Annotated in this window: 11 protein-coding genes; 7 read left to right on the plus strand and 4 right to left on the minus strand. The window is 61.4% G+C overall.

Annotation, left to right across the window (positions count from 1 at the left end):
* The first annotated feature begins 333 nt into the window (after positions 1 to 333).
* The 6 genes from FO014_RS04070 to kdpE all read left to right on the plus strand — a co-directional run bounded on the left by FO014_RS04070 (position 334) and on the right by kdpE (position 8,263).
* The gene (locus tag FO014_RS04070) at positions 334 to 423 is read left to right on the plus strand and encodes a K(+)-transporting ATPase subunit F (RefSeq protein WP_105230143.1); all 90 of its coding nucleotides are present in this window, start codon (positions 334 to 336) and stop codon (positions 421 to 423) included.
* On the plus strand, positions 423 to 2,111 hold the full coding sequence (kdpA, locus tag FO014_RS04075; RefSeq protein ID WP_160027937.1) for a potassium-transporting ATPase subunit KdpA: 1,689 nt from the start codon (positions 423 to 425) through the stop codon (positions 2,109 to 2,111). Before FO014_RS04070 ends, kdpA begins: the two co-directional genes overlap by 1 nt.
* Before the next feature lie 23 nt (positions 2,112 to 2,134).
* The gene (kdpB, locus tag FO014_RS04080) at positions 2,135 to 4,204 is read left to right on the plus strand and encodes a potassium-transporting ATPase subunit KdpB (protein WP_160027938.1); all 2,070 of its coding nucleotides are present in this window, start codon (positions 2,135 to 2,137) and stop codon (positions 4,202 to 4,204) included.
* Positions 4,205 to 4,222: 18 nt separating this feature from the next.
* The gene (kdpC, locus tag FO014_RS04085) at positions 4,223 to 4,789 is read left to right on the plus strand and encodes a potassium-transporting ATPase subunit KdpC (RefSeq protein ID WP_105230140.1); all 567 of its coding nucleotides are present in this window, start codon (positions 4,223 to 4,225) and stop codon (positions 4,787 to 4,789) included.
* Positions 4,790 to 4,867: 78 nt separating this feature from the next.
* On the plus strand, positions 4,868 to 7,561 hold the full coding sequence (gene kdpD / locus FO014_RS04090; RefSeq protein ID WP_160027939.1) for a two-component system sensor histidine kinase KdpD: 2,694 nt from the start codon (positions 4,868 to 4,870) through the stop codon (positions 7,559 to 7,561).
* Positions 7,562 to 7,573: 12 nt separating this feature from the next.
* Complete coding sequence (kdpE, locus tag FO014_RS04095) at positions 7,574 to 8,263, plus strand: two-component system response regulator KdpE (protein WP_105233227.1); 690 nt, start codon at positions 7,574 to 7,576, stop codon at positions 8,261 to 8,263.
* A 5-nt stretch (positions 8,264 to 8,268) separates the two neighbouring features.
* Here kdpE and FO014_RS04100 read toward each other — a convergent pair whose 3' ends face one another.
* From FO014_RS04100 to seqA, 4 genes are all read right to left on the minus strand, one after another.
* A complete protein-coding gene (locus FO014_RS04100; protein WP_105230138.1) occupies positions 8,269 to 8,574 on the minus strand; it encodes a DUF3861 domain-containing protein in 306 nt (101 codons plus the stop codon).
* A complete protein-coding gene (locus FO014_RS04105) occupies positions 8,574 to 9,212 on the minus strand; it encodes a PadR family transcriptional regulator (RefSeq protein ID WP_160027940.1) in 639 nt (212 codons plus the stop codon). Before FO014_RS04105 ends, FO014_RS04100 begins: the two co-directional genes overlap by 1 nt.
* A 168-nt stretch (positions 9,213 to 9,380) precedes the next feature.
* Entirely contained in the window at positions 9,381 to 11,024 is a 1,644-nt protein-coding gene (gene pgm, locus FO014_RS04110) for a phosphoglucomutase (alpha-D-glucose-1,6-bisphosphate-dependent) (protein ID WP_160027941.1), read from the minus strand.
* A 75-nt stretch (positions 11,025 to 11,099) separates the two neighbouring features.
* Positions 11,100 to 11,633, minus strand: a complete 534-nt coding sequence (seqA, locus tag FO014_RS04115) for a replication initiation negative regulator SeqA (RefSeq protein WP_105230135.1) — start codon at positions 11,631 to 11,633, stop codon at positions 11,100 to 11,102.
* Positions 11,634 to 11,903: 270 nt separating this feature from the next.
* Here seqA and ybfF point away from each other — a divergent pair, with 270 nt between their 5' ends.
* Positions 11,904 to 12,686 carry an esterase gene (gene ybfF / locus FO014_RS04120; protein WP_201282913.1) on the plus strand — a complete coding sequence of 261 codons (783 nt, stop codon included), beginning with the start codon at positions 11,904 to 11,906 and terminating at the stop codon, positions 12,684 to 12,686.
* Positions 12,687 to 12,749: the final 63 nt, after the last annotated feature.

The following is a 12,749-nucleotide window of genomic DNA, read 5'->3' on the forward strand; positions in this document are numbered from 1 at the left end:
GATGATTTGGTAACTGCGCAAAATTTTAGCGCACCTGATGAAAATTTACTACTCATCCGACCACTAAATTACACGAAAAAAGCGCATATTGCTCTTTATACTGAAAGTTTGTTACAGGATGGTTAATTATTAACTAAACATTGGTTACCTTATGGTTATCTGACACAACGATGACGCCTCGCTCTCCTCCTGACCCGCCCTATGCCGCAAAAGCGCCGATTATTCAGACGTTTTTATACTTTTTTTACAGCCTGCAACGCGATTTTTTCATCTTCTTTCTATCCACCTTCCTACACTGCCGCTATCAAAAATCGTCACCTGTGGAGGTGTCCCGTGAGTATCAGCGTTATCGCCGGCACGCTGTTGGTTCTGCTGCTGTTGGGCTATCTGGTTTACGCCCTGTTCAACGCGGAGGAGTTCTGATGGCTGCGTCAGCCTTTCTGTTTATCGCCAGCTTCCTGCTGGTTCTGCTGCTTCTGTCACGCCCGCTGGGCTATTTTCTGGCACGCCTGATTGAAGGCGAGCCGCTGCCCGTGCTGCGTCACAGCGAACAGTTTATCCGCGGCTGCAGCGGTAGCCGCGGGGAGGAGATGAACTGGCGCCAGTATGCGCTGGCGATCCTGCTCTTCAACCTGCTCGGCATCATCCTGCTGATGACGCTGCTGATGGGGCAAGGCGCGCTGCCGCTCAACCCGCAGGGCTTCCCGGGGATGTCCTGGCATCTGGCGCTGAACACCGCCGTCAGCTTCGTCACCAATACCAACTGGCAGGCCTACAGCGGTGAAAACACCCTGAGCTACCTCAGCCAGATGGCCGGCCTGACGGTACAGAACTTCCTGTCCGCCGCCAGCGGCATCGCAGTCGCATTTGCGCTGATCCGCGCGTTCAGCCGCCGTTCCAGCGCCACCATCGGCAACGCCTGGCTGGATATCTGGCGTATTACGCTGTACCTGCTGCTGCCGCTTTCGCTGCTCATCGCGCTGTTTTTTGTCAGCCAGGGCGTGCTGCAGAACCTGTCGCCCTATCTGCATCTGACCACGCTGGAAGGCGGTCAGCAGGTGTTGCCGATGGGGCCGGTGGCGTCTCAGGAAGCGATAAAAATGCTCGGCACCAACGGCGGCGGCTTCTTTGGCGCCAACTCGGCGCACCCGTTTGAAAACCCCACCGCGCTGAGCAATATGGTGCAGATGCTGGCGATCTTCCTGATCCCCAGCGCGCTGTGCTTTGCCTTCGGCCAGGCCGCCGGTGAAAACCGTCAGGGCCATACGCTGCTATGGGCGATGTCGCTGATCTTCGTCGTCGCGGTGGTGGTGGTGATGTATGCCGAACTGGCGGGCAATCCGCACCTGAGCGCCGCCGGCGCCGACAGCGTTATCAATATGGAAGGCAAAGAGTCACGCTTTGGCATCCTCGCCAGCAGCCTGTTCTCGGTAGTCACCACCGCCGCCTCCTGCGGTGCGGTCAACGCCATGCATGATTCCTTTACCGCGCTGGGCGGCATGGTGCCGATGTGGCTGATGCAAATTGGTGAAGTGGTGTTCGGCGGCGTTGGCTCCGGGCTGTACGGCATGCTGCTGTTCGTCCTGCTGACGGTGTTTATCGCCGGCCTGATGATCGGCCGCACACCGGAGTACCTGGGGAAAAAGATCGACGTCTATGAAATGAAAATGACCGCGCTGGCGATCCTGGTGACGCCGACGCTGGTGCTGTTGGGCAGCGCGCTGGCGCTGGCGACCGCAGCCGGACGCAGCGGCATTCTCAACCCCGGTGCCCACGGGCTGAGCGAAGTGCTGTACGCCTTCTCCTCTGCGGCCAATAACAACGGCAGCGCCTTCGCCGGGCTGAGCGTCAACACCCCGTTCTATAACCTGCTGCTGGCCTTCGCCATGCTGGTCGGCCGCTTCGGCGTGATTCTGCCGGTGCTGGCGATAGCCGGTTCACTGTGCGCCAAAAAACGTCAGCCGGCGGGGAACGGCACTCTGCCAACCTACGGACCGCTGTTTGTCGGCTTGCTGATCGGCACCGTGCTGCTGGTCGGCGCCCTGACCTTTATCCCTGCGCTGGCGCTGGGCCCGGTGGCCGAGCATTTACAGATTTGGCTGGCCCATTAACGGCTTCTTAGAGAGAAATAGTTATGACTCGCAAACAACGCGCGCTATTTGAACCGGCGCTGGTGCGTAACGCGCTGCTGGACGCCGTGAAAAAGCTGAACCCGCGCACCCAATGGCGTAACCCGGTGATGTTCGTGGTATACCTCGGCAGCCTGCTCACCACCCTGATCTGGCTGGGCATGCTGGCCGGCTACAGCACCGGCGATGCCGCCTTTACCGGCAGCGTGGCGCTGTGGCTGTGGTTTACCGTGCTGTTCGCCAACTTCGCCGAAGCGCTGGCGGAAGGCCGCAGCAAAGCGCAGGCGGAGAGCCTGAAAGGCAGCAAAAAAACCAGCTGGGCCAAGAAACTGGCGCAGCCGCAGCGCGAGGCGGCCCAGGAGAAGGTCGCGGCGCAGAGCCTGCGTAAAGGCGACGTGGTGCTGGTGGAGGCCGGCGACACTGTCCCCTGCGACGGCGAAGTGCTGGAAGGCGGCGCATCGGTGGATGAAAGCGCCATCACCGGCGAATCCGCGCCGGTGATCCGCGAATCCGGCGGCGACTTCTCCTCGGTCACCGGCGGCACCCGCGTGCTGTCCGACTGGCTGATCGTCCAGTGCAGCGTCAACCCGGGGGAAACCTTCCTCGACCGGATGATCGCCATGGTCGAAGGTGCCAAACGACGTAAAACGCCGAATGAGGTGGCGCTGACCATTTTGCTGGTGGCGCTGACCATCGTCTTCGTGCTGGCAACCGCAACCCTGCTGCCGTTCTCGCACTACAGCGTCACCGCCGCCGGCAGCGGCGCGGTGGTCACCATCACCGTGCTGGTGGCGCTGCTGGTCTGCCTGATCCCCACCACCATCGGCGGTTTGCTGTCGGCGATCGGCGTGGCGGGCATGAGCCGCATGCTCGGCGCCAATGTGATCGCCACCAGCGGCCGGGCGGTGGAGGCCGCCGGCGACGTGGACGTGCTGCTGCTGGACAAAACCGGCACCATCACCCTCGGCAACCGTCAGGCCTCCGAGTTTCTGCCCGCTCCCGGCATCGAAGAGCAACAACTGGCGGACGCCGCGCAGCTGTCATCGCTGGCGGATGAAACGCCGGAGGGCCGCAGCATCGTGGTGCTGGCAAAACAGCGCTTCAACCTGCGCGAACGTGATTTACAGACGCTCAACGCCACCTTTGTGCCCTTCTCGGCGCAGACCCGCATGAGCGGCGTCAATGTACAGCAGCGGGTTATCCGCAAAGGCGCGGTAGACGCCATCCGCCGCCACGTGGAATCCAACAACGGCCATTTCCCGCCGGAGATCGACGCGCTGGTGGAAGGCGTGGCGCACACCGGCGGCACGCCGCTGGTGGTGGCGGAAGACGCGCGGGTGCTGGGCGTGGTGGCGCTGAAGGACATCGTCAAAGGCGGCATCAAAGAACGCTTTGCCGAGCTGCGCCGCATGGGGATCAAAACGGTGATGATCACCGGCGACAACCGGCTGACCGCCGCCGCCATCGCCGCCGAGGCCGGGGTAGACGATTTCCTGGCCGAAGCAACGCCGGAAGCCAAACTGGCGCTGATCCGCCAGTATCAGGCGGAGGGCCGGCTGGTGGCGATGACCGGCGACGGCACCAACGATGCGCCAGCGCTGGCGCAGGCCGACGTGGCGGTGGCGATGAACTCCGGCACTCAGGCGGCGAAAGAGGCCGGTAATATGGTCGATCTGGACTCCAACCCGACCAAGCTGATTGAGGTGGTGCATATCGGCAAACAGATGCTGATGACGCGCGGCTCTCTGACCACCTTCAGCATCGCCAACGACGTGGCGAAATATTTCGCCATTATTCCGGCCGCCTTTGCCGCCACTTACCCGCAGCTGAACGCGCTGAATATTATGCATCTGCATTCGCCGTCGTCGGCCATTATGTCGGCGGTGATTTTCAACGCGCTGGTGATTGTGTTCCTGATCCCGCTGGCGCTTAAAGGCGTCAGCTACAAAGCCATGAGCGCGGCGGCGCTGCTGCGCCGCAACCTGTGGCTGTACGGGCTGGGCGGCCTGCTGGTGCCGTTCGTCGGCATTAAGCTGATTGACCTGCTGCTGACGCTGCTGCATATCGCCGGTTAACCGTTAAGGAGAAACACCATGTCTTATTTACGTCCTGCGCTGGTGATGCTGATTTTGCTGACGCTGCTCACCGGTATCGCCTATCCGCTGCTGACCACCGGCCTGGCGCAGCTGCTATTTTCCCAGCAGGCCAACGGCTCGCTGCTGTACCATGGCGACAAACTGGCCGGTTCGGCGCTGATCGGCCAGAATTTTACCCAGCCGCGCTATTTCTGGGGCCGCCCTTCCGCCACCGCCGATTCGGCCTATAATGCCGAAGCGTCAGGCGGCAGCAATCTGGCGGCGTCAAACCCGGCGCTGGATAACGCCTTCGCCGAGCGGGCCGCCCTGCTGCGTCAGGCCAACCCGACCATGCGCGGCCCGATCCCGGTCGACCTGCTGACCGCCTCCGGCAGCGGCCTCGACCCGCAGATCTCCGTCGCCGCCGCGCAGTACCAGCTGGCCCGCGTCGCCGCCGCCCGCCATCTGCCGCCGGCCCGGGTGGCGCGGTTAATCGCCGAACACAGCGAACGACCCGCGCCGGGCTTTCTCGGCACGACCACGGTCAACGTGCTGCAGTTGAATATGGCGCTGGACGCGCTGTAATAAACGCGACAGGCATGTCCCTTTCTGTACGGGTTCGCCACGGCGAACCCATTTTGCGTTGCCAGACAAGGAGTTTTCATGGTTGATGATGAACAGCAGCGCCCCGATCCGGACAGCCTGCTGGCGGTCGCCAACGAAAAACCACGCGGCCGTCTGAAAGTATTTTTCGGCGCCTGCGCCGGCGTCGGTAAAACCTACGCCATGCTGCAAGAAGCCCAGAGGCAACGCGCTCTGGGCCTTGACGTTCTGATCGGGGTGGTGGAAACCCACGGCCGCAATGAGACCGCCGCGCTGCTGGACGGGCTGAGCGTGCTGCCGCAAAAACGGATTCAGCACCGCGGCCGCGTGGTGCGTGAGTTCGATCTGGATGCCGCGCTGGCGCGCCATCCGGCGCTGATCCTGATGGATGAACTGGCCCACAGCAACGCCCACGGCTCGCGTCACCCCAAACGCTGGCAGGATGTGGAGGAGCTGCTGGATGCCGGCATCGACGTACTGACCACCGTCAACGTACAGCACCTGGAAAGCCTGAACGACGTAGTCGGCGGCATTACCGGCGTGCGGGTGCGCGAAACCGTGCCCGACCACGTCTTCGATCAGGCCACCGAAGTGGTGCTGGTCGACCTGCCGCCGGACGACCTGCAGCGGCGGCTGAATGAGGGCAAGGTCTACCTGCCCGGCCACGCCGAGCGCGCCATTGAGCACTTCTTCCGCAAAGGCAACCTGATCGCCCTGCGCGAGCTGGCGCTGCGCCGCACCGCCGACCGGGTGGACGACCAGATGCGCGCCTTCCGCGATACCCAGGGGCAGGAGAAGGTCTGGCACACCCGCGACAGCATTTTGCTGTGCGTCGGCCACAACAGCGGCAGCGAAAAACTGGTGCGCATTGCCGCCCGTCTGGCGGCGCGGCTCGGCTGCCACTGGCACGCGGTCTATGTGGAAACCCCCAAGCTGCACCGGCTGCCGGAAAGCCGTCGGCGCGCCATTCTGCGCGCGCTGCGTCTGGCGCAGGAACTGGGCGCACAGACCGCCACGCTGGCCGCACCGTCGGAAGAACGCGCGGTGCTGCGTTACGCCCGCGAGCATAATCTGGGCAAAATTATTATCGGCCGGCGCGGTGAACAGCGCTGGAAGTTCCGCAGCAGTTTCGCCGACCGTCTCGGCCAGTTAGGACCAGACCTCGATCTGGTGATCGTGGCGCTGGAGGATGAGCGCCCGCCGAGCGTGCTGAAAGAACCCGATAACCGCAGCTTCAGCGATAAGTGGCGCATGCAGCTGCGCGGCTGTGCGGTGGCGTTCGCGCTGTGCGCGCTGATCACCCTGCTCTCCCAATGGCTGCTGCCGGGGTTCGATCAGGCCAACCTGGTGATGGTGTATCTGCTCGGCGTGGTGATTGTCGCGCTGTTTTTCGGCCGTTGGCCGTCGGTGCTGGCGGCGGTGATTAACGTCGCCAGTTTCGATCTGTTCTTTGTCCAGCCACACTGGTCATTTGCCGTCAGCGATGTGCAGTATCTGCTGACCTTCGCGGTGATGCTGACCGTCGGTATCACCATCGGTAACCTCACTGCCGGCGTGCGTTATCAGGCGCGCGTGGCGCGCTACCGCGAACAGCGGGCGCGACACCTGTATGAAATGTCGCACGGCCTGAGCCAGGCGCTGACCGCCGAAGACGTCGCCAGCACCAGCCGTCACTTCCTTTCCAGCAGTTTTCACGCCAAAACCGTGCTGATGCTGCCGCAGGAAGACGGCCAGCTGCGGCAAATGGTCGGCCAGGACGGCGGTCTGCTGTCGGTGGATGAGGCCATCGCCCGCTGGAGCTATGACAAAGGGCAGCCCGCCGGCGCGGGCACCGATACGCTGCCCGGCGTGCCTTACCAACTGCTGCCGCTGAAAACCTCGCAGCACACCTTCGGCCTGCTGGCGATCGAGCCGAACAACCTGCGCCAGCTGATGGTGCCGGAACAGCAGCGGCTGCTGCAAACCTTCAGCGTGCTGATCGCCAGCGCGCTGGAGCGTCAGCAACTGGCGCGCAGCGCCGCGCAGGCGCGGCTGGATACCGAACGCGAGCAGCTGCGCAACTCGCTGCTGGCGGCGCTGTCGCACGATCTGCGCACGCCGCTGACGGTGCTGTTCGGCCAGGCGGAAATTCTTACGCTGGATCTGGCGGCGGAAGGATCCCGGCACGCCCCGCAGGCCAGCCAGATCCGCCAGCAGGTGTTGAGCACCACCCGGCTGGTGAATAATCTGTTGGATATGGCGCGCATTCAGTCCGGCGGTTTTATCCTGCGCAAAGAGTGGCAGTCGCTGGAGGAGATCGTCGGCGCGTCACTGCATATGCTGGAGCCGATCTTCAACCAGCATGAGGTCAAGGTGGAGCTGCCCGATGAAATGGTGCTGATCAACTGCGATGGTAGTTTATTGGAGCGTGTATTCACCAACCTGTTGGAAAATGCCGATAAATATGCCGGACAGGATGCTATTATCGGTATTCGCGCCCGCACTTTGCCGGAGTGGCTGGAGGTGGAAATCTGGGATAACGGCCCCGGTATTCCCGCCGAGCAAAGGCAGCATATCTTCGACAAATTCTCTCGCGGCGATAAAGAATCCGCCATTCCCGGCGTCGGTCTGGGGCTGGCGATCTGCCGCGCCATTATCGAGCTGCACGGCGGGCGTATTTGGGCGGATAACGGCAGCCACGGCGGCGCCAGCTTCAAGTTTCTGCTGCCGCTGGAAAGCATGCCGGAAATGGACGGCGCAGACTTCGATTTATAACCGAGGACAATGTTGAGCATGACCCCGATTAACATTCTGATCGTGGAAGATGAGAAAGAGATCCGGCGCTTTGTCCGCAGCGCGCTGGAGACGGAAGGACTGCGGGTGTTTGAAAGCGATACGCTGCAGCGGGGTCTGATTGAAGCCGGCACGCGCAAGCCGGACCTGATTATCCTCGATCTGGGGCTGCCCGACGGCGACGGGCTGAGTTTTATCCGCGATCTGCGCCAGTGGAGCAGCATCCCGATCATCGTGCTGTCCGCCCGCCTGGCGGAAGAGGACAAAATCTCTGCGCTGGACGCCGGCGCCGACGACTATCTCAGCAAACCTTTCGGTATCGGCGAGCTGCTGGCGCGGGTGCGCGTGGCGCTGCGCCGCCATGCCGGCAGCCAGCAGGAAAGCCCGCAGGTCAGCTTTGCCGACGTCAGCGTCGATCTGCTTAACCGCCAGGTCACGCGCGGCGGCGAAGAGCTGCATCTGACGCCGATTGAGTTCCGTCTGCTGGCCGAACTGCTGGCCAACGCCGGCAAGGTGCTGACCCAGCGCCAGCTGCTCAGCCACGTCTGGGGGCCGAACTACGTCGAACACAGCCATTACCTGCGCATTTATATGGGGCATCTGCGGCAGAAGCTGGAGGCCGATCCGGCGCGCCCCAAGCATCTGCTGACCGAAACCGGCGTCGGCTACCGCTTTATGCCCTGAGCCGGCTATTCCCCGGCCTGCGGCCCTTTTTTCAGACCGACCATAAACGCTTTGAATGCGTCGCGCAGCGGCGCAAACACCGCATGTTTACGGTTTTCGATCATCACCTCGGAAAACAGTTTCAACCCGACGGCAAAGGCGGCGCTTTTTTCCTTGCCGAAGGCCAAATCCTCCCGCCCCTGAATGCGTTCGACAATTTCCAGAATGTCGTCATGATTTTCCACTTCAAACACCAGCGGCGTCTTTTCTACCGGCGCGCCTTTACGGTCGCTCAGCGCCTCAACGGTAATACGAAAACGGTGTCCTGGCATCAGGCTTGCTCCTCTGCGTTGTCATGTGTGGCCACTTCGGACTCGATACGGCTGACCGCCTCGATCAGCGCCTGGTTAATGCGTTCAACCTGCTCCTGCGTCAGATCGGCGCGCATCATATTGCCGCGCAGCACACGCTTCAGGCGTTGCATGGTGTCGGCAATGCCCTCGGCCAGGTTCCCTTCGCGGCGGCGGCCGGCATCGGCCAGGCGGGCGAAAATCACGTCCACCGCGGTCTGATGCTGCGCCAGCTCCGCTTTACCGGCATCGGTAATCTGGTAGCTCTTACGCCCTTTGCCCGAGGTTTCCGCTTCCAGGAAATCCTGCTCTTCCAGCAGCGTCAGCGTCGGATAGATCACGCCGGGGCTCGGCACATACAGGCCGGAGGAGGCCTCTTCAATCGCCTTGATTAATTCATAGCCGTGGCTCGGTTTGCGCTCTACCAGCGCCAGCAGCACCATACGCAGATCGCCGTGTTCAAACAGACGATGCAGTTTACTGCCGCGCCCGCGACCGCGGCCGTGCTCTTCGCCGTGGCCGCCCATCGCGTGGCGCCCGGCCCGGCGGTGATGGCAGCGACGTTCGCGCGCTTCACCGTGACGATCGCAGAAGCGATCCGAACGGAATCGATGAAACATAATGCTTACCTCTCAGGTGGTTTTAGATATATCGAATCAAGTCCGATATATCTAATCTAGATCGATATATCTAAATCGGCAAGGAAAATATCGTGATTAGATATATCTAAATTGCGGACATAAAAAAAGCGCTGTAAAAACAGCGCTTTTTTCTATTACTGCGGGGGATTATTTTGCGGAGGCCAGCACTTCGCTGACGATCTCCACCGCTTCCTGCTCGATTTTCTGGCGGTGTTCCGCCCCGAGGAAGCTCTCGCAATAGATTTTGTAGGCCTCTTCCGTACCGGACGGACGCGCCGCAAACCAGCCGTTGTCGGTCATCACCTTCAGGCCGCCGATCGACGCGCCGTTGCCCGGCGCTGCGGTCAGACGTGCGGTGATGGCATCGCCGCCCAGCGTGTCGGCCAGTACCATCTCTGGAGACAGCTTGGACAGCGCCGCTTTCTGCGCGTGGCTCGCCGGCGCTTGCAGACGGTTGTAGCTTGGCGCGCCGAAGCGGGCCGCCAACAGGTCATAATGACGCTGCGGGTTCTCACCGCTCACCGCGGTAATTTCCGCCGCCAGCAGGCACATAATGATGCCGTCTTTGTCAGTAGACCACGGCTTGCCGTCGAAACGCAGGAAGGACGCGCCGGCGCTCTCTTCGCCGCCGAAGCCGAAGCTGCCGTCGTACAGACCGTCAACGAACCATTTGAAGCCGACCGGCACTTCCACCAGTTTACGGCCCAGATCGGCCACCACGCGGTCAATCATCGCGCTGGACACCAGTGTTTTACCAACGGCAACGTCGGCGCCCCACTGCGGACGGTGCTGGAACAGGTAGTTGATCGCCACCGCCAGATAGTGATTCGGGTTCATCAAGCCAGCCGGCGTCACGATGCCATGGCGGTCGTAGTCCGGGTCATTGGCAAACGCCAGATCGAACTTGTCGCGCAGCGCCAGCAGACCCGCCATTGCCGATTCGGAGGAGCAGTCCATGCGAATCACGCCGTCGTGGTCCAGGCTCATAAAGCGGAAGGTCTGATCGACGGCGTCGTTCACCAGCGTCAGATCCAGCTTGTAATGCTCGGCGATACGCTGCCAGTAAGCGATGCCGGAGCCGCCGAGCGGATCGACGCCCAGCTTCAGGCTGGCATTCTGAATGGCCGGCATATCAACGACGTCCACCAGCCCTTCAACATACGGCTGCACCAGATCCTGCGCGTGCAGATGACCGCCGTTCCAGGCCTTCTCCAGCGACTGACGCTGTACGCCCTGCAGTTTGGCGCTCAGCAGTTCGTTGGCGCGTTTTTCAATCACCGAGGTCAGATTGGTGTCGGCCGGGCCGCCGTTAGGCGGGTTGTATTTGATGCCGCCATCTTCCGGTGGGTTGTGGGAAGGCGTGATAACGATGCCGTCCGCCTGCGCGCCGCCTTTGCTGTTGTAGCTCAGGATGGCGTTGGAAATCGCCGGCGTTGGCGTGTAGCCGTTGTTCTCCTGGACGATAACATCCACGCCGTTGGCGGTCAGCACTTCCAGCACCGAGATAAATGCCGGTTCAGACAGGGCGTGCGTATCCTTACCCACGTAGCACGGGCCGGTGATGCCCTGCTGGCGACGCACTTCGGCAATCGCCTGAGCGATCGCCAGAATGTGCGCTTCATTAAAACTGTGGCGCTGGGCGCTGCCACGGTGACCGGACGTGCCGAATTTCACCGCATGGGCGGCATTGCCGGCTTCCGGCTGCAGCACATAATACTGCGACGTCAGCTGCGCCACGTTAATCAGATCGCTTTGCTGAGCCGGTTGCCCGGCACGTGGATGGTTCGCCATCAACATCTCTCCCTTTCTCTTCTCAGGAGCCGGGTGCAATCGCGCCGCGGCCGCCGAGACGAGCAGTTCGCTAAATCAAATAGTCCCGCAAACCTTTTCTGTCAGCTCCGTCGGGAACTGCATAGCCAGCATGATGTGCTCGATCATGCTGCGTTTACGGCCGGTATTGGTATTGGTGATCACCCAGTAAGGCGTACCCGGAACGTGTTTCGGTTTGGTGTGCGTTCCATTTGCCAGCAACGTTTGCTGATCGCCGGCAAAATAGGTGCGGGTACGGCCATGCAACGCGTCGGTCGCCATGGCGAAACCGGCCGCATCCAGGGTGTACAGCGTAGAAAGTACCAACATAAAGCGATTTACGGCTTTGTTCTGCTCGGCGTATTCATCCGACAGCAGCAGTTCGCGCATGGCGCGTACGCGATCGCGCGGGCGTGGCGCCGCCGCTTTTTCCGGCTCCTGACCCTGGGCCACTACGCTTGCGCTACGCACAGGTTGCCCTGCGGAAAACTTCAACATACGCCGTAAAATATCGGACGCACTTTCCCCGATATGTTGCGTGTGGCTGGCAATATAACGGTAAAGTTCTTCGTCGACTTCAATAGTTTTCATCTTTATCCAGTACTGTGTTTTCTACTTAAAGCCCGAAGCCAGGTTCTGTCTTCAAGCCGAGGGATTATAAAGTTAAAAGCGTGGGGGCAGACACAACAAAGTGCCGTTCTCAGGCAAAAGCAGACTATTACCTATATCCCCGTCATTTTTTATCCTGCCCTCGCCGGCCGGCGCGCGGGAAATACGGTGGATAGCGGGATGCGTCCGCACTGCCAATCCATCACCTTTGCAGATAATGAGTATGATACCCTATCAGAACCTCTCAAGATCATGAACTTCGCGATGAAATTACATTATCAATTGCTGGCCGCACAGGCGGTGAACGCCGATACCCTTCCTATCCTGCTGATCCACGGCCTGTTCGGCAATCTCGACAACCTCGGGGTGCTGGCGCGCGATTTGAATCAGCAGCACAGCGTCATCAAAGTGGACCTGCGCAACCATGGCCTGTCGCCGCGTTCCGATGAGATGAGCTACGCGGCGATGGCGCAGGATCTGCTGACGCTGCTGGACGACCTCCGGATCGAGCGCGCCATCGTGATCGGCCATTCGATGGGCGGCAAAGCCGCCATGGCGATGACGGCGCTGGCGCCAGAGCGCATCGCGCGGCTGGTGGTCATCGATATCGCCCCGGTGGGCTACCAGACCCGGCACCATGATGACATCTTCGCCGCTCTGACGGCGGTCAGCGACGCCGGCATCACCCAGCGCCAACAGGCGGCGCAGCTGATGCGCGACTATCTGGATGAAGAAGGCGTCATCCAGTTCCTGCTGAAATCCTTTCATCAGGGAGAGTGGCGCTTCAACCTGCCGGTACTGATCGCCAACTACGCGGCGATTATCGGCTGGCACGACGTGCCCGCCTGGCCGCATCCGATTCTGTTTATCCGCGGCGGGCTGTCGGCGTACGTGCAAAATAGCTACCGTGACGCCATTGCACGCCAGTTCCCGCAGGCACGCGCCTATGAGGTGGCCGGCACCGGACACTGGGTGCACGCGGAAAAACCGCAGGCCGTACTGCGCGCTATTCACCGCTTTTTGGCCGAGCCATAACGCAGGTGGCGAAAAAACGCGCTAAAGATAACGGCTTAGCGCGTTTGCGCCTCAGTTAGGCAT

This window comes from Serratia rhizosphaerae (genome assembly GCF_009817885.1).
Taxonomy (GTDB): Bacteria; Pseudomonadota; Gammaproteobacteria; order Enterobacterales; family Enterobacteriaceae; genus Serratia_B; species Serratia_B rhizosphaerae.